The organism is Solirubrobacter ginsenosidimutans (genome assembly GCF_027587205.1).
The window spans coordinates 85,766-109,248 of sequence record NZ_JAPDOD010000029.1 but is presented as its reverse complement, the minus strand read 5'-3'; the positions used below and the strand labels follow the sequence as shown (position 1 = coordinate 109,248).

Here is a 23,483-nt window from a genome sequence, read left to right as displayed (position 1 = left end):
AGACCTTAGTCAGGGGCGTGGAGCGGGCATCGTGAGCGACATGTCGTCACCCGCGAGCGCGGGGCGCGTGCCGCTGAGGCCGAGCGCGGCGAAGGGGCTCGCCGGCGGGACGTCGAGCGTGACCAGCGCGGGCGCGGCCTTGATGCGGGCGAAGCCCAGCGTCGCCCCGGCACGGCTGACGATCGGCGCCGGGATCAGCAGCGGCAGCGTCCCGGGGCGGCGCCGGATGCCCGCTTCCAGCAGCGTCGCGCCGTTCTGGCGGGCGACGAAGCGCGTGGGCGTGTACTCGAACTCCGCGAGCTCCTTCGGCAGGCCCCAGATGTCGTGCCCGCCGCTGAGCGACTGCTCGTCGTCGACGTAGATGTGGCTGACGACCATCCCGCGGCGGGTCGCGTGCGAGAACACGATCAGCTCGCGGTAGACGAGCGTCCCCGACGTGTAGTTGGCCAGCAGCACGCCGCCGAGCGCCCGTGGGCGCACGAGCGCCGGGACGATGATCAGCTCGCCGAAGAGATGCCAGGGCGGCGGCGGGTGAGCCACGGTTTGAGCTCCACGGCGATCAGGGCTAGAGCGATGGGCACGGTCGCCGGGAGCGTATTGATCGAGTCCAGCAGGAAGAGCAGGTCCCAGAGCTCGGCGAGGACGAAGACGAGCAGGCCGACCGGCCACTGCTTGCGCCGCTCGGTCGCCAGCACGGCGCCGAGGACGCCGGCGACGAACACGTCTCCATAACCCATCGACGCGTAGTGCAGCTCGAGGTATTGCAGCTGCGGCAGGCCGGCGGCGGGGACGGCGGCGTTCAGGACCGCGTTCGGCGCCTGCAGCTGGTTGCCGAAGACGAGGATCGCGTCGAGCACCGCGAAGGCGACGATGCCGAGCTTGAGGTAGAGGACGGGCACGATCCCGGCCAGCACCCGCCCGAGCGTGGCCGCGCTCAGCGCGGTGCACAGCGCCGCGGCCGCATCGCCCGCGAGCGTGCCGGTCTTCACCCACGCGAAGACGAAGAGCGCGGCGCCGATGATCGCGAACCACGGGCGTGCGCCGTGCAGCGCCCAGCCGAGCGCGAGCATCGCTCCCGGCGGCACCAGCAGGAACGCGACCCACGTGAGGCCGTCGGCCAGTTGGGGGAAGACCGCGATCCCGCCGACGACGCCCGCGATCGAGACCGGCAACAGCAGCGCCCAGCCGCGGCTCTTGAGCCGGTCCAGCCACGGCGGGATGCCGGCGCCGGTGAGCGCGACGAGCAGCCCCTGGAAGGCGAGCAGGAAGAAATTGGCCTCGACGAACTGGCGGCTCACGTCTTCACCGTGACACGATGGTGGCGTGTCGCTACCGATCTGTGTGACGTGCGGCGTGCAGTACTCCTCGCCGCGCGACGACTGCCCGATCTGCGAGGACCCGCGCCAGTACGTCCCCGTGGAAGGCCAGCAGTGGACCTCACTGGAGGCCCTGCGGACGGGACATAAGAACGCGATCCGCGACGAGGGCGCGCTCGTCGGCATCGGGACCGAACCGAGGTTCGCGATCGGGCAGCGGGCGCTGCTCGTGCCGCACAGCGACGGCAACGTCCTCTGGGACTGCGTGTCGCTGCTCGACGACGAGACCGAGCGCGAGATCGACTCGCGCGGCGGGCTGCACGCGATCGCGATCTCGCACCCGCACTACTACTCGACGATGGTCGAGTGGGCGCACCGCTTCGATTGCCCGGTGTGGCTGCATTCCGACGACCGCGCGTGGGCGATGCGCGAGGACCCCAAGCTGCGGTTCTGGTCGGGTGAGACGCACGACCTCGGCGACGGGCTGACGCTGATCCGCTGCGGCGGGCACTTCGCGGGCGGGACCGTGCTCCACCGCGCCGGGGACCTGCTGGCCGGCGACATCGTCCAGGTCATCCCGGACCGGGCCTGGGTCTCGTTCATGTACAGCTTTCCGAACTTCATCCCGCTGGGAGAATCCGAGATCCGGTCGATCGAAGCGGCGCTCGAACCGTTCGCGTTCGAACGGATCTATGGCGCCTGGTGGGGTACGGTCATTCCCCGCGACGGCAAGGGCATCGTCCAGCGCTCCGCGCAACGCTATGTCGATGCCCTCAACGGGAATCTGCCATAGACACCTCGAAAAAGGGTAAGAATTCCGCCATGGCCGTACTGGAGCTCGTCACCTCACGCCCCGACTGGATGGGCGCCCTGACCGTCGCCCTGACCCGCCCGCAGGGCGTTCCCGAGCGCCGCGCCGGCGACAATCCGTGGGAACCGGGGGCCGCTCGCGCCGAGCGCCCGCGCCGTATCTCCGACGATCTCGCGTGGCTGCGTCAGGCCTATGACGAGCCGGAGGAGCACGGGCTGAGCGGGATGGAGGACACCGCCGCGGTGGCCGCCTGGGAGACCGACGTCGAAGCGCAGGAGCGGCTGACCCGCCTCCGCGACCGCAAGGTCCTGGACGCCGCCGGCTTCCTCCTGCACGAGGAAGAGCGGATCACCGTCTGAGTGGATACCCCTCGGGGGTAGTTGTACACTGAACGGTATGGCCGAGACCCGCGGCTACACCGCCTCCAAGGAACAGCTCAATAAGCGCCTGGCCCGCATCGAGGGCCAGGTCCGCGGCGTCTCGCGCATGGTCGACGAGGACCGCTACTGCATCGACGTCCTGACCCAGATCTCCGCCATCCAGGCGGCGCTGGACAAGGTCGCCCTGGGCCTGCTGGACGGCCACGCGCGGCACTGCCTCCTGGGGGAGGGTCACGGCCCGGACGACACGGGCGATCAGGCCGACGAGCTGATGAGCGCCGTCGGCCGGCTCATGCGCCGCGGGTGAGGCGGTCGCACATTCCAAGCCCGTTGACGGCGCCTACGGGCTCGTCGAGATCGTCGCGGAGCTGAGCGCGCCGCACGTCGGCCTGGCGCCGATCGCCGTCGCCGACGTGCTCGCCGCCGCCGGCTAGTTCAGCTCGAGCTGCATGAAGACGAGCCAGCCGCGGAGCTCGTCGGCGACGTCGTAGTAGGGCTCGATCTCGGTGAAGCCCATGCGGCGGTAGAGGCCCAGGGCCTTGGCCTGGCGGATGCTGGTATCGAGTTGCATCGCGCGGTAGCCGAGCGTTCGCGCCTCGGCCAGCACGCGCTCGCTGAGCGCCGCCCCGACGCCCTGGCCGCGGAAGCGCTCGTCGACGTACATCCGCTTCATCTCGCAGATACCGGGGGCGAGCGCGCGCAGGGCGACGCAGCCCGCCGCCTCACCGTCGCGCTTGGCCAGCAGCAACTGCCCGCCCGGCGGGCCGTACTTGCCGGGCAGCCCGGCGAGCTCGCGCTCGAACTCGGCGGCGTCGAAGTAGCGGTCGATCAGGTCGCGGTCGGTTTCGTGGCGCGCACGATGCCACGCGACGAACGTGCGGATCAGGGCGCGCACCTGGTCCAGTTCCTCGGTCGTCTCGGGCACCACGATCTCGACGCTCATGGAGGTCAAGATCGCGGACGTCGGCGACGGGGACAATCAGGGAGCCACCCCGGACTTTGCGGTGGCGGCGCCCGCGTCGACCATCCCGAAGCCGTATTGCGGGTCGGGACCGGGGGCGCCGAGGTCGCGCGCGGTGGCCTTCAGCCGGTCCTCGAGCGCCTTCGCCGTGGGCTTCGGGCCGAGCACGCCGGAGGCGATGATCAGCGCCGCCGTGGCGGAGACGTGCGGCGCGGCCATGCTCGTGCCGACGTAGCTGCGCGTGTAGCGGAAGACCTTGTTCTTGCGCGTGAACGCGAGCTGGAGGATCGGGCGCAGCGTCTCGTCCGGGAGGCAGTTGGGCTGGTCGGGCAGCGCCGCGTCGTCGCCGCCGCCGGGGGCGACGAGATCGAGGTCTGCGCCGGTGTCGGAGTAGACCGCCAGGCAGCCGTGCTCGGTCACCGCGCCGACCGAGACGATGCCCTTCAGCGCGGCGGGGTAGGACACGCGATCGAAGGCGATGTTGCCCGACGCGCCCACGATCAGCGCGCCCTTGCGCTGCGCGTACTTGACCGCCGCGGCGATCCGCGGGATCTCCGAGGCCGCGGTGATCGAGGAGCCGAACTCGAAGCTCATGTTGATCACCTGCGCGCCCTGGTCGGCGGCGTAGCGCAGGCCCTTGGCGATCGAGTCCTCGTCGCCGTCGCCGAACTGGTTGAGCACCTTGACCGGGATGATCGTGGCGCCGTACGCGAGGCCGGTCAGGCCCTTGCCGTTGTTCGTGGACTCGGCGATCGTGCTGGCGACGTGCGTGCCGTGGCCGTAGTCGTCCTCGGGCGTGTTGTCCTCACCCGCACACGAGGCCGCGCCGGTGCCCATGCGTGAGCAGAAGTCGCGGCCGCGCGCGAAGCGGATCGAGGACAGGTCGGGCGAGCGCGCATAGGAGACGCCCGAGTCCAGCACGGCGATCTTCACGCCCTTGCCGCCCGGCCGGCCGGCGGCGATCAGGTTGTCCCACGCCCGCGGCGCGTCGACGCCCGTACCCGGCATGAAGTTCCACTGGTCGGCCTGCCAGCCGCCCGGCGTACCGCTGGTTCCGGGGTCGTTGGGGATCCACGCGGCGGCGGGCGCTGCGAGGATCAGGAAGAACAGGACGGTGAGGGCGGCGCGCACGGGTCGAGACGGTAACTGTCGGCAAGGAGGATTGGCGACAGCGCCGGCTAGAGGCCGCAGCCGGCTCGCGCGCGACGCCGTCCCCGAGCCGGGCGAGCTTCCTCGCCGGCCTCGGACGCGCGTCAGGCGTGGGCGAGTTCGCGCTGGGCGGCGTGCCAGTGCGACTCCGGGCCGCCCGGGTGCCCGTTCTGGAACATGAAATACGCCGCGATGCGGACTTCCTCCTCGGACGGGCCGGCGAACGTCACGGCGGCGGCCGGAGCCTCGGCCGGCGCGGGCGCCGGTACCGCCAGCGCCTGCGCGACGATCTCGCGCCACGCGTCGACGCCGCCGCGGCGGCCCATCGCGCTCCATAGCGCGCCGATGCCGCGCTCGGTCAGTTCACTGCGGCGGGGAAAGCGTCCAAGTTCAGTGGCGATCGGCAGGAGCTCTTCGCGAATCGTCTCGTCGGTCCATTGGCGGCGGGTGCTCGTCGTCATGGCGCGCAATGTAGCCCGAGCGCGCGAGTTCGCCAGTGACCCGGCGGCCAACATCACCCCGATCGTCGGGTACCCGTCGTCCAAGCGGCGTACCGCATTCCTTCGTCAGAAGTTGACATAACGTTGATTAGCGGGCATTGAAGGTGCAAAACCCTAGGGACCATGAGGAGCGATCGGCCGAGCCGTTCGCCCGACCCGCGCCGGCCACACCGTCCGCGAACGTCGCGGCGGTGCTCCAGCTTCAGCGCAGCGCGGGCAACCACGCCGTCGCGACGGCCCTGCAACACCGGCGGCTTCAGCGCCTCAGCGACAAGGAAAAGAAAGACCACGCGAGTGAGCTCAAGGCGCTCAGAACGCTGTACTTCCAGAATTTCGTGGACGACGGCGCGATCTTCGAGGAATTCCGGCAAAAAGGCGAGTGGCAAGCGCACGTCGACGCGTTCGAAACCTTCGCCGGGCTCAACAAGAGCATCAACGCGCTGATCACTGCGGCGGAGGAATGGAAGAACCCGAAGGAGCGCCCCCAAGCTGCCGCGCAGCAGGCAGCGCCGGCGACCCCGGTTCAAGAGACGCTCGCCGAGAAGCGGGCCCGGCTCAAGGGCGCGACGGCGACCGCCGGACCGGCCACGCAGGGCGGCAAACCGCCCAAGAAGAACAAGGGCCAGACCTTTGTGGTCGGCACGCTGAAACCACACGAGGGCCCGGACGGAGTGGATCCCGCGGACGCCCCACCCGTGGTCGCCGACCTCCCCGCCCATCTCGGCGACATCCAACGGTCACTCGACAACTGGGAGGTCACGGACCACACCGGCGTGCGGAATGGAGAGCATCTCAATGTTCAAGACGTGCTCCAGATCGTCACGTTCATGAGCGCCAAGTGGAAGGCGAAGCCCTTCAGAGGGCGAGGAAGCGGCGCCGAGCATCTCGGTAAGCCGCAACTGAAGGTCAGCGAGTCTCGGCGGTCCGCCTCCGGCAAACAGCTCACGTGGCACCTCACGCTGAAGGAGGACGTGTACTACGACCTGCCGCCGTGGATCCCGCTTCGTGAGGAGGGCACAGGACAACGGCGCTGACAAACGCCGCGTCGGTCAGCGCTCGCCCACGCCATCCGCCGCGGGCGAGGCTCGCTCACCCTCACCCTGGCGAGGGTTGCGGGCATGACCGCAACCGAGCCGCCGGAACTGTCATCGTCGCCGCCGAAGCCCGGCAAGCCGTGGGTCTGGATCGGGCTATCGGCGGTGCTGCTCGTGGTCGCCGTCGGCCTCGGGATCTGGGCCATCGGGTTGCGGCAGGACCTCGACGACGCCAACCAACAGGCCGACGTCCAGACCGAGCAGGTCGCCGACACCAGCGACGACCTGTCTCAGCAGGTCGACGAGCTCACCGCCGCGGTCAACGACACGTCCGATCGCCTCGACCAGGCGATCGCGGACGGCCAGGCGAGCGCCGACGCGCTGCGCCAGAAAGCCGCCGACGCCGGCCAGGGCACCGACGACGCGAGCCAGCAGGCGGCGGATGCCCAGCAGGAGGCCCAGGACGCGATCGCGGCGCTCGACACGCGCCTCACCGACCTCGCCGGGCAGATCAAGGCGAAGCTGGCCGACTTGAAGGCCGCCGCCGAGCCTGACGCCACGCAGGCCGACGCGACGCCGGAGCCGACGCAGACGGCCGAGCCCGAAGCGACCGAAGCGACCGAAGCGGCGCAGGAAGCCAAGCCGGCCGAGCCTGATGCGACCGAGGCGGAGGAAAAGGCCAAGTCGGGCGAACCCGAGAAGACCGACCCCGCCGACGAGGACGGAGGCGGCTAGCGTCAGGTGGGTGCCGAGTGCCGCGCTCCCTCCCCTCGTCTGGACGACCGACGCCCAACCCGAGGGGTACGAGGTGGTCGAGTTCGACCGCCTGCTGCGCGAGCTGGCCCGCCGCGGTTCGCGAGGCGGATCGCTGGCGAACCCCGCGCAGCCGTGGTTGAACCGCGTCGCGGGCCTCGATGCGCTGGCCGTGCTCGGCGTCCGGCTGGACACGCTCGCCGAGCTGCGGGGGTTTTATGGATACGTGCTCGAGCCCGCGTGGCGGCACGGACTGCGGCTGCTGGTCGAGTGCGAGCAGCGGCTCTCGCAGCTCGATCCCAAGCGCTTCATCGACCCGGAATTCGCGTATCCGTACACGCTCGAGCGAGCGCTGAACGCGGCCGCCCGGATCTGGCGCCCCGTCGAGAACGACGCCGGCGGCGAACCGTCACCGGTCTCCCCGCTGGACCCCGAGCAGCGGCGGGCGGTCGGCGCGCGCGCCGGCACCGTCCAGATCATCGCTCCCGCCGGGAGCGGCAAGACCACGGTGCTGATCGAGCGGGTGCGCGAGCTCCTGCGCCGCGGCGTTCGGACCGAGCGGATCCTCGCCACGACGTTCAACCGCGCGGCGAGCACCGAGCTGCAGGCACGGCTGGCCGGGGCCGGTGTGCGTGCCGTCCGGGCGCGGACGTTCCACAGCCTCGGCCGGTGGCTCCTGCGCGAGGAGGGCCTGGGCCGGCCGGGAGATCCGGGCTCGCCGTCGGCGAACCAGTTCAAGCGGCTGTGCTCGCTCGCCGCGCGCGAGACGGGCACCTGGGTCGACGTCGCCGTCGCGCGCGCACGCGTGAGCGACATCAAGCTCACGCTGCTCGCCACCCCCGCGGAGTTCGCGGCGCGCCACACCCGCGCGTTCGCGGACGGCGAGACGCTCGCCCGCATCTACGCCCTCTACGAGCGCTCCCAGGCGGAGCGCGGCGTCAATGACTTCGACGACATGGTCATGCTCGCCGTCCGCGCGCTGCGTGAGGACGCCGCCGTGCGCGCCCGCTGGCAGGCCCGGTTCTCGCACGTGCTGGTCGACGAGTACCAGGACATCGAGCCGGCGCAGGAGCTGCTCGTCCGCATGCTCGCGGCGCCGGAGGACGAGCTGTTCTGCGTCGGCGACGACGACCAGACGCTCTACGGCTTCCGCCGCGCGAGCGTGCGCCGGACGCTCGACCTCGATCTCGCCTATCCCGGTCTGTACCGCGTCGCGCTGGCGCACAACTACCGCTGCCCGCCGGAGATCGTCGAGGCGTCCCGCCGCCTGATCGGCCACAACCACGTGCGGTTCGGCAAGACCATCGAACCCGATCCCGGCCGCGGCGCGGAGAGCGCGATCGAGCTGCACGAGCCTGAATCGGCGCCGGCCGGCGCGGCCGCGGTCGCGCGGCGGCTCGCGCGCTCGCGCCGCGGCGAGATCGTCGTGCTCGCCCGCACGACCAACCTCCTGCGCACCGTCGCCCTCGCCTGCGCGGCGCAGAACGTCGCGATCAGCGCGCCGCCCGGCGTGTTCGAGGCCGACGACGCCCGCGAGGCGATCGAGGCCTACGTGCGGCTCTGCGGCGCTCCCGCCGACGCGCGCGCCGACGACGTCACGCTCGTCTGCCGGCGTCCCAACCGCGGTCTCCCCTTCGAGAGCGGGCAGGCGGTCGCCGACCAGCTGCAGGCCGGGTTCACGTTCACGGAGGCGTTCGCCGGGCTCGCCGCCGACGAGCGGCAGCGCCCGAAGCTCGACCAGGCCGGCCGTGTCCTGGACGCGCTGGCCGGTATGACCGACGCCCGCCGCTTCCTGCGCTATCTGCGGTCCTCCGGCGGCCTCGACGCCTACTTCGAAGAGCACGACGCCGGCGGGACCGAGCAGATCGAGCTGGAAGTCCTCGAGCAGGCCGAGGCCGAGGCCGCCGGGATGAGCGTGGCCGCCTACGGCGCGCTGCTGACGCAGCGAACCGACGCGCTGCGGGCGGTCCGCGACGACGAACGCGGCATCGAGCTGGCGACGATCCACGGTGCGAAGGGGCGCCAGTGGCCGCGCGTCGAGCTCTTCGGCGGCGACGAGGGGCAACTCCCCCACGCGATGGCGCTGGACGTCACGGAGGCCGAGATCGAGGCGGGTGAAGGCGAGGAGGCCGAGCGGCGCCTCGCGTACGTCGCGTTCACGCGCGCGCGAGACCAGCTCTCGATCACCTCGTCCGGCGCCACCGCGAGCCGCTTCCTGCTCGAGGCGGGGCTCCAGGCGCGCCGCCCCTATGCCGCCGCGCGCGAAATCCAGGCGGTGGCGAGCCCGGCGCGGGTGAACGCGCTGCGGCCGCCCGCGAGCGACGACCTGACCCGCGTGCTCGAGCAGGCCCGCCTGCTCGGCGCTGAAGATCTCAGCGCCGGCATGACGGTCGGGCAGCTGTTCGCCACCCTCGGCTCACCTGGGGAGGAAACGAAGTTGCGCCCGACCGCCATCCTCGAGCGGCTGGACACGGGCGCGCAGCGCCGGCTCCTCCGGCACCTGCGCGCCCTGAGCGAAACCTAGGCCGGAGCGGCGATATTGGGCTCGCTGGTGCTCCTCGCGCCCACCTTGCCGAGCGCGCCGGCGAGCTTGACGGACAGCAGGCCGAACAGGCTGCCGACCACGAGCGACACGAAGATGCTGACCACCACGGCGATCCAGGACATCGAGATCAGGCCACCGAACGCGCCGGTGCCCGCGGCCAGCGGCTTGTTCGTGATCGCGGCCGTCACGGCGTCGACCGTGTGAGCGCCCTTGCCGCCGGGCACGAAGTTGTCCAGCCCGGTGGCGATCCACCAGAAGAACACCGACGCATAGCAGGCGAACGCGGGTGCCGGGGCGAAGCGATCGTCCTCGACGACGGTCGAGAGGACGATCAGGCCCGCCGCGGTGATCCCGATCCACAGCGCCAGGCCCCAGAAGTCGGGGGAGTCGGCGAACATCGGACCGAAGAACATCGCGATCCCGGCGAACAGCGCTCCGGTGAACGCCGCCGTGATCGTCTTGCCCAGTGCAGCGGTGTCGGCGCCGAGCATGAAGAACAGGCCCCAAGAGACGAACAGCGCAGGCAGCACGAGGTGCAGGTTCTGCGGTAGCCCGTACTTTCCGAAGACCCCGTCTTGGACCGTCACCCAGTGGAAGGTGAAGTTCAGCGCAAGCTCCGACGCGAGGAACGCGAGCACGCCGATGGACAGGGTAAGCGGGAGTACCGCCTTCAAGCGAGCAGACATGGATCTCCTCCGTGTGGGTGGGTCGGAGATCACTCCAGTGGTGAAATGGGCGCAAGAAACACGCCCAAATCGCTGCGATCCTGAAATTTAGGGCGTCGGGTCGGGGTAGAAGTTGTCCTCGCCGATGAAGACGCCCTCGCCGTTCGGGTCGGGCACGCCGTTCTTCGTGTCGACCGCGAACGTCTCGACCTTCACGGATCCGTCGGCGTACGTGAGCGCGATCTTCCCGCCCGCCTGCACCTCGTAGGTGCCGTGCTGATCGGGCGGGAAGCTGCCGGCGACGGTGTAGGGCCCGGTGCCCGGGTCGCCGACCGACGCCGTGGTGCTCTTGCTCAGCACGAACTGGCCGTCGGGCAGCAGCGAGAGGTACTTCTCGGTGATCACGCAACCCGTGATCAGGCCGCACATGCCGCTGAACCCCGTGTGCTGGTGATCGTTGATCGTGAAGCGCGTGCCAGGCACGGCGGGGATCAGCGGGAAGTACTCGTTGCCGTCGATCGTCAGCTTGCCGTCCTTGAACGTCCCCGTCTTGTCGCCGATCGTGACCGTCCCCGACGACGCGTCGAAGGTGTACGGGAGGCAGCCGTCGCGCTCGTCGATCTCATCGGCGGGCTTGGCCGGCGGCGTTCCGCACGTCGCCGGCAGCCCGCCCGCGGGGAATCCGCTGTAGACGGCCCCGCCGTCGACGAAGTACAGCGCGCGGTTGTCCCAGGCGTAGTCGACGTGGTTGACGTTGCGCCACCAGAACGTGCCGACGATCGGGCTCTTCTTGGTCTCCGGTCCGGGCTTCGGGCCGCCGGCGGCGATCTTCTTGGCCTTGCCGATCCGCAGCAGCAGCGAGCTGGACGTCTTCAGCTTCCCGGACCTCACGTTGACCTTGAGGGTGGTCGAGACGCGCGCGCTCTTGGTGAGCTTGACCCTCAGCTTGAGGGTCCGCTTCTGCGCCGGCTTGAGCGCTGGGAGCTTCTTGGCCTTGCTCACGCCCGAGAGGCCTCGCGCCTTGGCGAAGGACACGGTCACCTTGCTCGACTTCTTCAACCCGTCGTTGGCGAGCTTGAGCTTGATCGTGAAGGTGTGGTTGCGCTTGATCGTCGAGGGCGCGCCGTCGAGCGACACGGTCAGCTTGGCCGTCTTGGGCACCGCGACCGGCGGGGCGGTCGCCGTCGTCGGGCCGGGAACGGGAGTCGGCGCGGGCGGAGCCGCCGTGGGCACGGGCGTGGCCGTCGGCGTCGCGACGGGCGGCGCGTCCGCGGCGAGCGCGATCGTCGCGGTGTCGTCGGCGATCGGCGCGGCCTGCGCCGAGCTCGTCTTGACCGCGCCGTAGAGGCAATCGAACGGCACGAGGAGCTGGGCCGGATCGCTCGCCCCGAGCACCACCGTCGTCCCGTCGACCGCGATCGAGGCCGGCGTGACGTTGCCGCCGTCGCGCTGGAAGTTCGCAAGGTGCGATCCCGGCGTCCCGGCGATGACCACGTACGGCGCGCCGCAGCCGCTGCTCCCGTTGGTCCCGACGACGGCGGCGTAGTACGCGTTGGACGCGGGTGTCGCGGCGAACCGCAGCGCGACCGCGACCGTGCCCGCCGCGTCGTCGGTCTGCGCGCCCGCCTCGACGATGTCGACGTTCGACGCGGTCGAATCCCCGGCCGGATCGGCGCCGGTGCCGTGGTGGACGGTCGCCTGCGCGGGCGCCGTCAAGGCGGTGAAGGCGACGATCGCCGTCGCCAGGGCGCGGCGGATCATGTCGGCTCCGGGTCGTAGTTGTCCTCGCCGATGAACACGCCCTCCCCCATCGGGCTCGCGGCACCGTCCTTGGTGTCGTAGGCGAACGTCTCGGCCCTGACGGTGCCGTCGGCGAAGCTGAGCACGATCTTGCCCCCGGGCTGGACGTCGTAGGTGCCGTGCTGATCGGGCGGATAGCTCCCGGCGGCCGTATACGGGCCGACTCCGGGGTCGCCGATCGTCGAGAGCGTCGAGCGACTCAGCACGAACTGCCCGTCGGGCGTGAGCGTGAGGTACTCCTGCGAGGTGGTGCAGCCGGTGATGAACCCGCAGTAGCCCTGGAAGCTCGCGTGCTTCTGCTCGTTGATCGTCAGCCGCGTCCCCGCCGGCGGGATCACCAGCGGCGTGTAGGCATTGCCGTCGATCGTGAGCCGGCCGTTGGCGAACGTGCCCGCCTTGTCGCCGATCGTGACCGCGCCGGTCTTCTCGTCGAAGGTGTACGGCAGGCAGCCCTCACGCGTGTCGACCTCGTCGTCGGGCTCGGCCACCGGCGTCGTGCACGTGGCCGGCAGGCCGCCCTTGGGGAACCCGCTGTAGACCGCGCCGCCGTCGACGAAGTACAGCGCCCGGTTGTCCCACGCGTAGTCGACGTGGCTGACGTTGCGCCACCAGAACGTGCCGGCGATCGGGCTCTTCTTGACCTCAGGCCGCGGCTGCGGCACGGCCTGCTTCGCCGTGCCGATCCGCAGCACCAGCGCGCTCGACGCCTTCAGCTTCCCGGCCTTGGCGGTCACCTTCAGGGTCGTGGACGCCCGCGCCGCCTTGGTCAGCTTCACCTTGAGCTTGTAGGTGCGCTTCTGGGCCGGCTTGAAGGCGGAGAGCTTCTTGGCCTTGCTCACGCCTGACAGGCCGCGCGCCTTGCCGAACGACAGGGTGACCGCGCTCGATTTCTTGGAGCCGTCGTTGGCGAGCTTCAGCCGCAACGTCATGGTCTTGTTGCGCTTGATCGTCGCCGGCGCGCCGTCGAGCGAGATCGTGAGCTTGGCGGACTTCGGGACCGCGACCGGCGGTGTGGTCGCCTTCGTGGGTGCGGGCGGCGGCGCGGGTGGAGCGACGGTCGGCGCCGGCGAGGCGGTGGGCGTCGGGGTCGCCGCGGGCGGGGCCTGCTCGGCCAGGTCCAGCAGCGTGTCGTTGCGGTCGCGCGCGGTGTCCAGGTCCGCCTGGGTCGCGGTGTAGCCCAGCGCGCAGTTCAGCGGCACGTTCAACGACGGATCGCCGGTCGCGGTGATCACGGCGGTCGTGCCGTCGACGGTCAGTCCGCCGGTGTGGCCGGTCCCGCCGTCACGCGACCAGAGCACTTTGCCGGTCGACGGCTGGGCGATGAAGACCACGATCGGCGCGTCACAGAGCGCGCCGTTGCGCGTTCCCACCGCCCCGACGTACCACGCGCCCGAGGGCAGCGGGGCCACCGTCTGGATCGCGACTCCCACGCCCCCGGCGGCGTCGTCGGATCTCGCGAAGACGGAAGTGATGTCGTACCCCGCACCACCCGTCGCGTCTCCGGTCGGGTCACTTGCCGTGCCCTGCCGGATCGTTGCCTGTGCCGGCGCCGTCATCGCCGCGAACGCGACGATCCCTGTCAGCACGCCCCGCCGTGCCATCCCTGCCTTCATACGGGGGAAACTACTGGACCGATCCGACCGGTTCGGCATCAGCATGTGAAGCCCGCGCAACATCGAAGGCCGCTCGTGGCGTCTAAAGACCATGCCCAACCCGCCCACCCACGCGTGATCGCCGCGCCGCTCTTGGCCGTCCGGGCCACGGACTCGCGGACCGATCTCGCCGCCCGTGCGCTCGCCGTCGCCCGGTCGACCGCGCTCGGCGTGCTCGGTGACCACGCGGCCGCCGAGGACGTCGCGCAGGAGGTGGCGATCGTCGCCGTCCAGCGCGCCCGCTCCCTCCGCGATCCCGCCAAGCTCGACGCGTGGCTGCACAAGGTCGCCGTGCGCAAGGCGATCGACGAGACCCGCAAACGCTCGCGCCGCCGCACCGTCGAGCTGACCGAGCAGCACGACTTCCCCGCCGAGGAGCGCGGCAGCACCGCCCACGCCCTCGCGCTCCTCGCCCCCCTTCCCCCACGCCAGCGCGCCGCCCTGACGCTGCGTTATGTCCACGACCTGCCCGACGACGCAATCGCCCGCGCGCTCGGGTGCCGCCCCGCGACCGTCCGCTCGCTGCTCAGTCGCGGCCGCGACGCGCTGCGCGAGACCCTGGAGACGTCCGATGATCGATGAACTGCTGGCACCGCTCGCGCCGCAGGAGCCCGGCGACGCCGAGATCCGCGCGCTGCTCGCCCGCGCCGACCGGCGCACCAAGCGCCGCCGGATCAAGATCGCGGGCGCCACGGCGTTCGCGGCGGTGGCCGTGACCGCCACGCTCGCGGCGCTCCCGAGCGACCCGAAGGCGCCGCGCACCGCCCACTCGATCTTGACGACCAGCGCCGCGCTCGCCGCCGATCAGCCCAGCCCCGGCGCCTGGACCGGCTACCGCTACGTCCGGGAGGTCGAGCTGCGCGACGGCGACGGCTACACGGTCGAGCGCAGCGAGGAGAGCTGGGTCTCGAGCGACTGGATGGGCCGCCGGGTCTCGCCGGAGGCGAAGGTCGTGTCGGGCACGATCCCGCCGGAGCACAAGGCTCCCCCGCTCCCCGCCGCCATCCGGAAGGAGATCGATCGCAACCCGGCGCAGCTCTCCCCCGAGGCGCTCGCCGCGCTGCGGAACGCCGCATCCGTCGCCAAGCCGGATCCGAAGACCGTCCTCGCCGGGCGCACGCTCGAGGCTCCGGGCGGCATGCCCAACCTCTACGGCGACGGCGCGCTGTACAAGGTCCCGCTCGACCAGCTCCCGACCGACCCGGAGCAGCTCGGCACGCTGCTGCTTCAGGCGCACAAGGACGGCCGCTGGACCCCGGGCGGCTCCTGGGACCCGCTGTCCTCGGGCGTCAAGTACGACGTGCTCCGGGACCTCCTCGTCCTGCTGACCGACGCCAACGCGACGTCCCAGCAGCGGGCCGCGATGATCACGGTGCTGACCGAGTACGAGGGCTCCACGCCACTGGAGTCGGTGAAGGACCACCGCGGCCGCGAGGGTCGCGGCGTCGACATCCCGACGGGCCGGGCGACGGTGCGGGTGATCTTCTCGCCCGACACCAGCGAGTTGCTCGAGTGGTCTGAGCCCGGCGAGGTCCACACCTATCTCCAGTTCGGCCACGTCGCGAGCATCGGCGAACGGCCCTAGTAACGCCCGAGCAGCTCGACGGCCAGCGAGGCGTGCAGCTTCGCCATCCCGCGCATCAGCCACACGGTCACCCAGGCCAGCGGGATGGCGAGGAACGCGGTCGCGATCGCCACGGGCAGCGTGTGGGTGTTCCAGAGGCCGAACTGGATGCCGTCGGGCACCGACCAGTACCAGAGCGGCAGCGCGGCCAGGCCGACGACGCTCGCCACCAGCGAGAACGCCAGCACGCCGAAGGCGAAGCCGACGACCGAGTGCGTGATCAGCCACGCGAGATCGCGCCAGACCTGCGGGTCGCGGACGGTGTTCAGCACGCGCGCGCCGAGCGAGTGGCCGCCGTGCGAGCGGTAGTGGCCGCGGACCGGCCGGCCGAAGACGAGGGCGGCGTTCTGGCGGTCCAGCTCGGCCGTCCAGCGCAGCGCGTAGGCCGAGCCGATGATCACCGGGATGCCGACGATCAGGATCGCGAACGTCAGGGAGAGCGTGAGCGCGGCGACCCAGACGCCGAACGCGATCACGCTGGTGACCAGGGCGAGGGCGAGGTAGGCCGCGTCGCGGGCCGTGCGATCCAGGGCGGGAGCGAGCATGCCTCAATGCTCGCTTCCCGAGGCCTCCGTGCCTATGGAGCCCTCGGGAGTCTTGATGCTGGGGACAGCCCCCTAGTCTTGGCGGAGGAAGGCCAGAACGGCCAAAACCCGCCGGTGGTCTTCGTCCGTGGCGGGCAGGTCCAGCTTGCTGAAGATGTTGGAGATGTGCTTCTCGACCGCGCCCGGCGTGACGACCAGGGCCCGGGCGATCGCGGTGTTGGTCCGGCCCTCGGCCATCAGGCCGAGGACCTCCTTTTCTCGCGGGGTGAGCGCGCCGAGCGCGGAGTCCTTGCCGTCCGGGTCTCTTCGCCGGACCAGCTCGCTCACGACCTCGCGATCGAGCGCCGTCCCACCGCGGGCGACGCTCTCGACGGCGGCGACGAACGCCTTCACGTCCCCCACCCGCTCCTTGAGCAGGTAACCGATCCCGCCTTCCCCTGAGTCGAGCAGCTCGGCGGTGTAGACCGGCTCGACGTAGGCGGAGAGGATCAGCACGCCCAGGCCCGGGTACTTCGCGCGCGCCTCGAGCGCGGCGCGGATGCCCTCGTCGGTGAACGTCGGCGGCAGGCGGACGTCGACGATCGCCAAGTCCGGCTTGTGGCCGGCCAGGATCCGGTGCAGGCCCGGGACGTCCTCCGCCTGCGCGACGACATCGATCCCCTTGTCCTTCAGCAGCGCGACGATCCCTTCGCGCAGCAGTGCTTGGTCTTCTGCGATGACTACTCGCACGGAAGTTCGGCGTGCACGGTCGTTCCTTCTCCTGGATTGCTTCGGACGACCAGGATGCCATCGAGCGCCTCGACGCGGCTGCGCAGGCCCGAAAGGCCGTTGCCGTGGGGATCGGCGCCACCGGGGCCGTCGTCGTCGATCTCGACGACCAGGCGCCCGCTCTCCTCGAACAGGCTGACCCGCGCCTCGGCGCCCTGCGCGTACTTGGCGGCGTTGGTGAGCGACTCGGCGACGACGAAGTAGGCGGCGGACTCGACGACGGGCGAAAGGCGGCGGTCGAGCTTGGCCTTGACCGTGACCGGCAGCGCGGAGCGCTCGCCCAGCGAGACGACGGCGGCGGGCAGGCCGCGATCGGCGAGGACCGGCGGGGCGATGCCGCGGGCGAGGTCGCGCAGCTCCTTGATGGCGTTGGACGCCTCGACGCGGGCGTTGCGGACCAGCTCGGCGGCCTCCGGATGATCGTCCAGGCGATCCTCCGCGCGGCCGAGCTGCATGGATAGCGCGACGAGCCGGGCCTGCGCGCCGTCGTGCAGGTCGCGCTCGATCCGGCGCAGCTCGGCGGCTTGGGCGTCCAGGGCGCCGCGGCGGGTGCGGGTCAGCACGTCGACGCGCTCGGTCAGCTCCCGCTCGCGCGCCGGATGCAGGGCGCGCCACCAGACGGTGCTCAACGCGTGCAGGCCGAGCGCTGCCGCCATGCCGAAGAGCGGCCAGAACAGCCAGAAGCCGAACCCGGTCAGCGCCCAGACGAACGTGAGGATGCCGCCCGCGAGACAGGCGAGGCTGGCGTGGGTGTTGAGCGCGCGCCACTGGCGCGGCCCCTTGCTGGCCCTTCGAATCGCGTACTGCAGCGCGATCGGGACCGTCAACCCGAACCAGACCCAGATCGGCCAGAAATAATCGCCGAACCCGGTCGCGATCCAGATCACGACCATCACGAAGACGATCAGCCCGGAGAAGCTGAGCTGCATCGTACGGGCGAGGCGCCAGTCGATCTCTGAACGGGGTTCGTCGTGCTCTTCCATGTAGCTGTTTCCCATGGTGTCAACCATCGTGCCTCGGGGGACGCTTCACGCTGGGGCGCGATGGCGTTTCGTACTGAGGCTGTCCCCACCCTTGGCTAGCATCGCGGATCGATGCCTGCCCCGAAACGCCGCCGTCCCGCCATCAAGGAAGCCCCCGTCGAGCAGCGCCCCGGAGAGGCGCTGATCTGGACCGACGGCGCCTGCAGCGGGAACCCCGGCCCCGGAGGGTGGGCGGCGATCGTCATTCCCGCCGACGGCGGCGAGCCCGTCGAGCACTCCGGCGGCGAGCCGCAGACGACCAACAACCGGATGGAGCTCAGCGCGGCGCTCAACGGCCTGCGCTCGCTGCCCGACGGCGCCGACGTCACCGTGGTCACCGACTCGCAGCTGATGCTCAACTCGATGACGGTCTGGCTGCCCGGCTGGAAGAAGAAGGGCTGGAAGACGGCCTCCGGCTCCCCGGTCAAGAACCAGGACCTGATCATGGCGCTGGAGGCCGAGGTCAACCGGCTCGGCAGCGTGCGCTGGCACTGGGTGCGCGGGCACGAGACCGGCGCCGGCAACGAGCACAAGGCGCTCAACGACCGTGCCGACCAGCTCGCGGTCGCCGCGGCGAAGCGCTACGCGGCCTGACTGAGCTCCTGCCGCAGCTCGATCGAGAGCTGCGGCGCGAGCAGGACCTTGGGCACCAGCGCCGGATCCTTGAGCACCGCGTCGGCCGTCATCGCGAGCGTGATCCCGTGGTCGGGACGCGAGACGATCGTGACCTCGTCCCCCACGCCGAGATCGCCCTCCTGGATGATCCGCATGTAGGCGCCCGGCCGGCTGGCCTTTGCAAAGGCCTTGACCATCCGCAGGTCGCCGAAGCGGATCCCCAGCTTGGAGCAGGGCAGCCGTGGCTGGCAGACCTCGAGCACGACGCTCCCCAGCGCCCAGCGCTCGCCGATGATCGACCCGCTGACGTCGACCCCGAGCGTGGTGAGGTTCTCGCCGAACACGCCGTTGGGCAGCTCGGCGCCGGAGATCTCCTCCCACCAGTCGATGTCCTCGCGCGCGTACGCGTAGACGGCCTTGTCCGGGCCGCCGTGCACGGACCGGTCGGCCTGGTCGTCACCCGCGAGGTTCACGCCCGCAACACGGACGCGGCCCAGCACCGGCTCCTTGACGATCGCGGAGAGCATCGCCTGCCCGCGCCGGGTGGAGATCTGCCGCGGCGTTCCGACGTTCACGGAGACCAGGCTGGCCACACCCGTCAGGCTACCCCAGCACGAAGCGGACCTTCTTCACCTGGCAGACGTCGACCACCTTTCCGTGCCTGGCGAACAGCTCGCGCACGCCGAGCGTCCCCACCCAGCGCTCCCCGTCGCGCTTGACGACGAGATCGGTGCTGATCCGCCCGCGCAGGCCGCCCTTGATGGTGACGCGGTAGCTCTTGCCCGTGTCCTGGACGAGGTCGGCGCTGACCGCGGTGAACGGCGCGGCGAACTTCGTCCCGCCGGTGGCGCGGTACCCCGCGCGCTTACAGGGCGCGCGCCAGGAGACGCGCACGCGGGTCGGGACGCCGTCGGCGCCCGTGACCAGCGACGCCGTCCGGCCCTGGTTGGTCTTGCCTCGGAACGTCTTCGCCTCGGCGGGCGCCGCGGCGATCAGCAGCGTGGACAGAGCGGCTGCGGCGGTGACCTTGAGCATGATGGAGCGATTACCCACATTTCAGCGGGTCATGCGCTCACGGTCACCGCCGCCGAGCGCGCCGGGAGGTTGACGATGACGGCGGCGCCGAGTACGGCCAGCGCGCCGAGGATCTGGACGACGCCGAGCGCGTCGCCGAACGTGACGAACACCAGCGCGACCGTGACGGGCGGCTCGAGCGTCGAGAGGATCGCGGCCGTGGAGGGGCCGACCCGGCTCATCCCGCTGAAGAACAGCACGACGGCGCCGACCGTCGACACCAGGGCGGCGAGGGCGAGCCACAGCCAGCCTTCGGCCGCGAACCCGAAGTCGAGCGAGCCGGTGGCGGCCGCGACGACGCCGAGCGAGACGCAGGCGCCGGTCGACACCAGCGCGGCCAGCGGCAGCGCTTCGAGGTCGCCGGTCACGCCGTCGGAGACGAGGATGTAGGTCGTGTAGGTGAGCGCGGCGCCGACGCCCAGCGCCATGCCCGCGAGGTCGAGGCTCCCGGCTCCCGCACCCGCCAGCACGAGGACGAGCCCGCCCGACGCGGTGACGAGGGCGACGAGACGCCGCCGGTTGGCCGGCTCGCGCCCGAGGAGGATCGCCGCCCCCGTCACCAGCGCCGGGTAGCTGTAGAGGACGAGGGAGAGCACGGAGGCGTCCATTCGCTGCAGGGCGAGGAAGTACAGACCCGCCTGCATCGCGTAGCCGACGGCGCCGAGGCCGAACGCCCGCAGCAGCACGCCGCGGTCGGTCCGCGGCAGCGCGCGGCGCACCGCCACGGCCGTCCAGAGGACCGGGGTGGCAATGGCGAAGCGCACGAACAGGAGGGTGGCGACGCCGACGCCCGCGGAGAACGCGAGCTTGCCGAAGACCGGCATGACGCCAAACGCCACGGCTGAGGCGAGGACGAGGAGGGCTCCAGTGCGCTGCTGCATGCGGGCATCTCAGCAGCGCCGATCATCCGTATCCACTGGAAGTTCTGAAGGAAATCGTGCATCTTTGCTTCACGATGCTCGACCTCCGCCGGCTCCGCCTGCTGCGTGAGCTCAACGCCCGCGGGACGATCGGCGCCGTGGCGCTGGCGCTCGACTACAGCCCGTCCGCGGTGTCGCAGCAGCTCGCGCTGCTCGAGAAGGAGGCGGGCGTGCCGCTGCTGGAGCGCGTCGGGCGCAACGTGCGGCTGACCGCCGCGGCGCAGGGCCTCGTCGCCCACACCGACGTGCTGCTCGCGTGCATGGAAGAGGCCGAAGCCGAACTGCAGGCCACGGCGGAGCAGATCACGGGCACCGTGCGGGTCGCCGCGATCCAGTCCGCGGGCCTCTATCTCCTCGCGCCCGCGCTGCGCGCGCTGCGCGCCGCGCACCCGGCGCTGCGGGTCGAGGTGACCGACGCGGAGCCCGAGACCTCGCTGCCGAGCCTCGCCCTGGGCACGCTCGACATGGTCCTCGCCGACCAGTACCCGTTCCTCCCGCGCCCGCCCGACGACCGCCTCGACCTCGAGCCGCTGCTCGAGGAGCGCTTCTACATCGTGCTGCCCGCCGACCACCCGCTCGCACGCGAGCACGGACCTGTGTCGATGAAGGCGCTGCGCGACGAGCCGTGGGCCACCGGCAAGGACGACAGCGCGTTCGCGGAGCTGACGATCCGCGCCTGCCGGACGTTCGGTGGCTTCGAGCCGGATATCCGGCACCGCTCCAACGATCTGCTGATGCTGCTCGCGCTGGTCGCCGGCGGGCAGGCGGTCACGCTGCTGCCCGATCTCGTGGGCCCGGAGCGCGAGCCGGCGGTCGTCACGCGCGACGTCGCCGAGGCCGGCCTGACCCGCACGGTCTTCGCCGCGATCCGCCGCGGCAGCGCGCAGCGGCCCGCGCTCAATGCGTTGCGAGCAGCCCTGCGGGATACAGCGGCTGGGCTTCGGTCGGAAGCCACGCCCGCACCCGGAAGCGTCCGTGCGCCCGGCCGGCCGTGAGCCCGCCTCCGAGCGCGGCGGCCAGATCCGCGATCTCCTCGAGCTCCGCGCCGCAGCCGTCGTGGTCGACCTGCACGGCCAGCGCGCCGGGCATGTACTCGATGGCGACGGTCGCGCCGGTCGCCTTGCGGGCGCCGGCCAGCGTGTCACGCACCACGCGGTAGGCGCTGCGGTCGACCACGTGTGGAACACGGCGCGGCTCACCGGCACGGTCGAACGCGACGGGCATGTCCGCACCGCCGATCAGTGTCTCTATTTCGCGCAAGCCGGTCATCCAGGTCGAGTTCTACGTCCCATCTTTGAGAGGACTCTGATGGCGCGCGATTTGTGACGGACCTTCTCCACGGTTCTTGCCACACTCGACCAATGGCCGAAGCCGCGCTCCTCCTCGTCGACGACGACGCGCCGATCCTGCGGATGCTCGAGCGGACGCTCACGGCCGAGGGCTACGACGTCGTCGCCGCCGCGGACGGCGGCTCGGCGCTGGCCGCGGTCGAGCGCAGCGTGCCCGACGCGATCGTGCTCGACGTGAGCATGCCGGGGATGGACGGGCTCGCCGTCACGCGCCGGCTGCGCGCGAAGGGCCTGCGCGTGCCGATCCTGCTCCTGACGGCCCGCGACGCCGTCCACGAGCGCGTGGCCGGCCTGGACGCGGGCGCCGACGACTACCTGGTCAAGCCCTTCGACGTCGACGAGCTGTCGGCGCGGGTGCGGGCGATGCTGCGCCGCAACGCCCCCGCGGCCGTCGAGCAGCTGGCGTTCGCCGACCTGACGCTCGAGCTGGACACCGGCACCGCCCGCCGCCGCGGCGCCGACCTCGAGCTGACCCGCCGCGAGGCCGAGTTGCTCGCGCTGCTGCTGCGCAACGCCCGCGGCGTCGTCACCCGCGAGCTCGCGCTCGAGGAGGTGTGGGGCGGCGAGGGCGAGGTGACGATGAACGCCGTCGACCGCTACGTCGCCTACCTGCGCCGCAAGCTCGGCGAGCCGCCGCTGATCCACACCGTGCGCGGCATCGGCTTCCGGCTCGACCGCGAGTGACGCTTAGACGCCGCGTGGCCGTAGCCGCGGCGGCGGCGATCGTGCTCGCCGTGGCGCTGCTGGTGATCGCGGTGCCGAAGTTCCTCGAGAACGAGCTCAAGGGCACGCTCGAGGACACGCTGGTGCGGCGCGCGGCCGACGTGGCGCGGCTCAACGCGACCGCGCCGGGCCAGCTGACGGCTCCGGGCGCGCTCGAGGGCAGCCTGGCCGGGAGCACGCTCTTCGTGCAGGTGGTCGACAAGTCCGGCCGGATCGTCGTGCGCTCCAGCGGGCTCGGCGGGCGGGTGATCGACGCCGGCGCGGCCGGAAACCGGGCGCTCAAGGACCGCCAGGCGAGCTTCGCCGACTCATCCCTCGGCCCCGACGCCCTGCGCGTCTACGCCGCTCCGCTGGGCGAGCTCGGGCAGGGCGAGGCCTCCGGCGGGGCGGTGATCGTCGCGGGCTCGCTGGCGGACATCGAGCAGACGCTGAACCACACCCGCCGGCTCGTCGCGCTCTGCGCCCTGGTCGCCGCCCTCGTCGCGGCGGCGCTCGCCACGCTGCTCACCCGCCGCGCGCTACGGCCGCTGACGACGCTGTCCTCCGGCGCGCGTGACATCGCCCGCTCCGGCGACGTCGCCGAGCGCCTACCCGAAGCCCGCACCCACGACGAGGTCGCCGAGCTGGCCGGCACGCTCAACGCGATGCTCGCCTCGCTGGAGCGCGCCCGCGAGGCCGAGCACCGCTTCGTCGGCGACGCCAGCCACGAGCTGCGCACGCCGCTCACCGCCCTGCGCGGCAACGCCGCCTACATCGCCCGCCACGGCGCCGACCCGGCCGTCCTGGCCGACATCGAGGCCGGCGCCGAGCGGCTCTCGGAACTGCTCGACGACCTGCTGGCGCTCGCGCGCGAGGACGCCGCGGCGCCCGCGCACGGTGAGCCGGTCGCGCTCTCGGAGCTGGCGGTGGGCGCCGACGAGGTGATCGTCGAGCGCGAGGTGTGGGCGTCGGTCGAGCGTCCCGCGCTCGAGCGCGCCGTCGAGAACCTCGTCCGCAACGCGCGCAAGCACGGCAGCGGCAAGGTCACGATCACCGTCGGCGGCGAGGACGGTGAGGCGTTCATCCGCGTCGAGGACGAGGGCCCTGGCCCGGCGCCGGGCGAGCCGGTCTTCGAGCGTTTCGCCCGCGGGGCCGGCGCGCAAGGCGAAGGCTCCGGTCTCGGCCTCGCCATCGTCAAGGCGATCGCCGAGCGCCACGGCGGCCGGGTCACGGTCGACGGCTCGAAGTTCACACTCGCTGTCAAAGAACTCTCAAGGTCCGCCCGTACAACTCCCTGA

At 71.5% G+C, this 23,483-nt stretch carries 27 protein-coding genes; 12 read left to right on the top strand and 15 right to left on the bottom strand.

Annotated features, from left to right (window positions below; genetic code table 11):
- Nucleotides 1-9: 9 nt before the first annotated feature.
- Both OM076_RS27255 and OM076_RS27250 read right to left on the bottom strand, forming a co-directional pair.
- Complete coding sequence (locus OM076_RS27255) at nt 10-540, bottom strand: acetoacetate decarboxylase family protein (protein ID WP_270043268.1); 531 nt, start codon at nt 538-540, stop codon at nt 10-12.
- Complete coding sequence (locus OM076_RS27250; RefSeq protein ID WP_270043267.1) at nt 498-1,298, bottom strand: hypothetical protein; 801 nt, start codon at nt 1,296-1,298, stop codon at nt 498-500. Before OM076_RS27250 ends, OM076_RS27255 begins: the two co-directional genes overlap by 43 nt.
- Before the next feature lie 25 nt (nt 1,299-1,323).
- Here OM076_RS27250 and OM076_RS27245 point away from each other — a divergent pair, with 25 nt between their 5' ends.
- From OM076_RS27245 to OM076_RS27235, 3 genes are read left to right on the top strand one after another with little or no spacing between them, the layout of a single operon-like run.
- Nucleotides 1,324-2,109, top strand: coding sequence for an MBL fold metallo-hydrolase (locus tag OM076_RS27245; protein ID WP_270043266.1), 786 nt, complete (start codon nt 1,324-1,326; stop codon nt 2,107-2,109).
- Nucleotides 2,110-2,138: 29 nt separating this feature from the next.
- Nucleotides 2,139-2,486 (top strand): hypothetical protein, encoded by a 348-nt coding sequence (locus OM076_RS27240; protein ID WP_270043265.1) that lies wholly within the window; start codon nt 2,139-2,141, stop codon nt 2,484-2,486.
- 37 nt (nt 2,487-2,523) lie between these two features.
- Nucleotides 2,524-2,814, top strand: a complete 291-nt coding sequence (locus tag OM076_RS27235; protein ID WP_270043264.1) for a metal-sensitive transcriptional regulator — start codon at nt 2,524-2,526, stop codon at nt 2,812-2,814.
- A gap of 123 nt (nt 2,815-2,937) precedes the next feature.
- Here OM076_RS27235 and OM076_RS27230 read toward each other — a convergent pair whose 3' ends face one another.
- From OM076_RS27230 to OM076_RS27220, 3 genes are all read right to left on the bottom strand, one after another.
- Nucleotides 2,938-3,450: a GNAT family N-acetyltransferase gene (locus OM076_RS27230; protein WP_270043263.1), complete on the bottom strand. Its 513-nt coding sequence runs from the start codon at nt 3,448-3,450 to the stop codon at nt 2,938-2,940.
- 36 nt (nt 3,451-3,486) lie between these two features.
- A complete protein-coding gene (locus OM076_RS27225) occupies nt 3,487-4,599 on the bottom strand; it encodes a S8 family serine peptidase (RefSeq protein ID WP_270043262.1) in 1,113 nt (370 codons plus the stop codon).
- 122 nt (nt 4,600-4,721) lie between these two features.
- Nucleotides 4,722-5,078, bottom strand: coding sequence for a DUF2934 domain-containing protein (locus OM076_RS27220; RefSeq protein ID WP_270043261.1), 357 nt, complete (start codon nt 5,076-5,078; stop codon nt 4,722-4,724).
- A gap of 230 nt (nt 5,079-5,308) precedes the next feature.
- Here OM076_RS27220 and OM076_RS27215 point away from each other — a divergent pair, with 230 nt between their 5' ends.
- The 3 genes from OM076_RS27215 to OM076_RS27205 all read left to right on the top strand — a co-directional run bounded on the left by OM076_RS27215 (nt 5,309) and on the right by OM076_RS27205 (nt 9,428).
- Complete coding sequence (locus tag OM076_RS27215; RefSeq protein ID WP_270043260.1) at nt 5,309-6,151, top strand: hypothetical protein; 843 nt, start codon at nt 5,309-5,311, stop codon at nt 6,149-6,151.
- Nucleotides 6,152-6,235: 84 nt separating this feature from the next.
- Complete coding sequence (locus OM076_RS27210; RefSeq protein ID WP_270043259.1) at nt 6,236-6,886, top strand: hypothetical protein; 651 nt, start codon at nt 6,236-6,238, stop codon at nt 6,884-6,886.
- A gap of 10 nt (nt 6,887-6,896) precedes the next feature.
- Complete coding sequence (locus OM076_RS27205; protein ID WP_270043258.1) at nt 6,897-9,428, top strand: ATP-dependent helicase; 2,532 nt, start codon at nt 6,897-6,899, stop codon at nt 9,426-9,428.
- On the opposite strand, the gene OM076_RS27200 is transcribed toward OM076_RS27205, so the two are convergent.
- From OM076_RS27200 to OM076_RS27190, 3 genes are all read right to left on the bottom strand, one after another.
- Nucleotides 9,425-10,135, bottom strand: coding sequence for a hypothetical protein (locus OM076_RS27200; protein ID WP_270043257.1), 711 nt, complete (start codon nt 10,133-10,135; stop codon nt 9,425-9,427). The two genes, OM076_RS27205 and OM076_RS27200, sit on opposite strands and share 4 nt — an antisense overlap.
- Nucleotides 10,136-10,222: 87 nt before the next feature.
- On the bottom strand, nt 10,223-11,875 hold the full coding sequence (locus OM076_RS27195; protein WP_270043256.1) for a hypothetical protein: 1,653 nt from the start codon (nt 11,873-11,875) through the stop codon (nt 10,223-10,225).
- Nucleotides 11,872-13,527, bottom strand: coding sequence for a hypothetical protein (locus tag OM076_RS27190; RefSeq protein ID WP_270043255.1), 1,656 nt, complete (start codon nt 13,525-13,527; stop codon nt 11,872-11,874). The genes OM076_RS27195 and OM076_RS27190 overlap by 4 nt, the downstream gene beginning before the upstream one ends.
- Before the next feature lie 75 nt (nt 13,528-13,602).
- Here OM076_RS27190 and OM076_RS27185 point away from each other — a divergent pair, with 75 nt between their 5' ends.
- Complete coding sequence (locus OM076_RS27185) at nt 13,603-14,148, top strand: RNA polymerase sigma factor (protein ID WP_270043254.1); 546 nt, start codon at nt 13,603-13,605, stop codon at nt 14,146-14,148.
- Entirely contained in the window at nt 14,138-15,151 is a 1,014-nt protein-coding gene (locus OM076_RS27180; RefSeq protein WP_270043253.1) for a hypothetical protein, read from the top strand. The genes OM076_RS27185 and OM076_RS27180 overlap by 11 nt, the downstream gene beginning before the upstream one ends.
- Here the strand turns inward: OM076_RS27180 and OM076_RS27175 are convergent.
- The 3 genes from OM076_RS27175 to OM076_RS27165 form a co-directional block, all read right to left on the bottom strand.
- Nucleotides 15,148-15,735, bottom strand: a complete 588-nt coding sequence (locus OM076_RS27175) for a sensor domain-containing protein (protein WP_270043252.1) — start codon at nt 15,733-15,735, stop codon at nt 15,148-15,150. The genes OM076_RS27180 and OM076_RS27175 overlap by 4 nt on opposite strands.
- A 72-nt stretch (nt 15,736-15,807) precedes the next feature.
- Complete coding sequence (locus OM076_RS27170) at nt 15,808-16,464, bottom strand: response regulator (protein WP_270043251.1); 657 nt, start codon at nt 16,462-16,464, stop codon at nt 15,808-15,810.
- The gene (locus OM076_RS27165) at nt 16,455-17,501 is read right to left on the bottom strand and encodes a sensor histidine kinase (RefSeq protein WP_270043250.1); all 1,047 of its coding nucleotides are present in this window, start codon (nt 17,499-17,501) and stop codon (nt 16,455-16,457) included. Before OM076_RS27165 ends, OM076_RS27170 begins: the two co-directional genes overlap by 10 nt.
- A gap of 96 nt (nt 17,502-17,597) precedes the next feature.
- On the opposite strand from OM076_RS27165, the gene OM076_RS27160 reads away from it, so the two are divergent.
- Nucleotides 17,598-18,119 carry a ribonuclease H family protein gene (locus tag OM076_RS27160; protein WP_270043249.1) on the top strand — a complete coding sequence of 174 codons (522 nt, stop codon included), beginning with the start codon at nt 17,598-17,600 and terminating at the stop codon, nt 18,117-18,119.
- Here the strand turns inward: OM076_RS27160 and OM076_RS27155 are convergent.
- Genes OM076_RS27155 through OM076_RS27145 form a run of 3 tightly spaced genes read right to left on the bottom strand, consistent with a single transcriptional unit; the run spans nt 18,107 to nt 20,095 of the window.
- A complete protein-coding gene (locus OM076_RS27155) occupies nt 18,107-18,733 on the bottom strand; it encodes an MOSC domain-containing protein (protein ID WP_270043248.1) in 627 nt (208 codons plus the stop codon). The genes OM076_RS27160 and OM076_RS27155 overlap by 13 nt on opposite strands.
- A 10-nt stretch (nt 18,734-18,743) precedes the next feature.
- Nucleotides 18,744-19,175 (bottom strand): hypothetical protein, encoded by a 432-nt coding sequence (locus tag OM076_RS27150; RefSeq protein WP_270043247.1) that lies wholly within the window; start codon nt 19,173-19,175, stop codon nt 18,744-18,746.
- 29 nt (nt 19,176-19,204) lie between these two features.
- Nucleotides 19,205-20,095: a DMT family transporter gene (locus OM076_RS27145; protein ID WP_270043246.1), complete on the bottom strand. Its 891-nt coding sequence runs from the start codon at nt 20,093-20,095 to the stop codon at nt 19,205-19,207.
- A gap of 74 nt (nt 20,096-20,169) precedes the next feature.
- Here OM076_RS27145 and OM076_RS27140 point away from each other — a divergent pair, with 74 nt between their 5' ends.
- Complete coding sequence (locus OM076_RS27140; protein WP_270043245.1) at nt 20,170-21,129, top strand: LysR family transcriptional regulator; 960 nt, start codon at nt 20,170-20,172, stop codon at nt 21,127-21,129.
- Here OM076_RS27140 and OM076_RS27135 read toward each other — a convergent pair.
- Entirely contained in the window at nt 21,032-21,403 is a 372-nt protein-coding gene (locus OM076_RS27135) for a sensor histidine kinase (protein ID WP_270043244.1), read from the bottom strand. The genes OM076_RS27140 and OM076_RS27135 overlap by 98 nt on opposite strands.
- 92 nt (nt 21,404-21,495) lie before the next feature.
- Here OM076_RS27135 and OM076_RS27130 point away from each other — a divergent pair, with 92 nt between their 5' ends.
- Both OM076_RS27130 and OM076_RS27125 read left to right on the top strand, forming a co-directional pair.
- Nucleotides 21,496-22,167, top strand: coding sequence for a response regulator transcription factor (locus OM076_RS27130; protein ID WP_270043243.1), 672 nt, complete (start codon nt 21,496-21,498; stop codon nt 22,165-22,167).
- Between the two features lie 14 nt (nt 22,168-22,181).
- A complete protein-coding gene (locus tag OM076_RS27125) occupies nt 22,182-23,483 on the top strand; it encodes a sensor histidine kinase (protein WP_270043242.1) in 1,302 nt (433 codons plus the stop codon).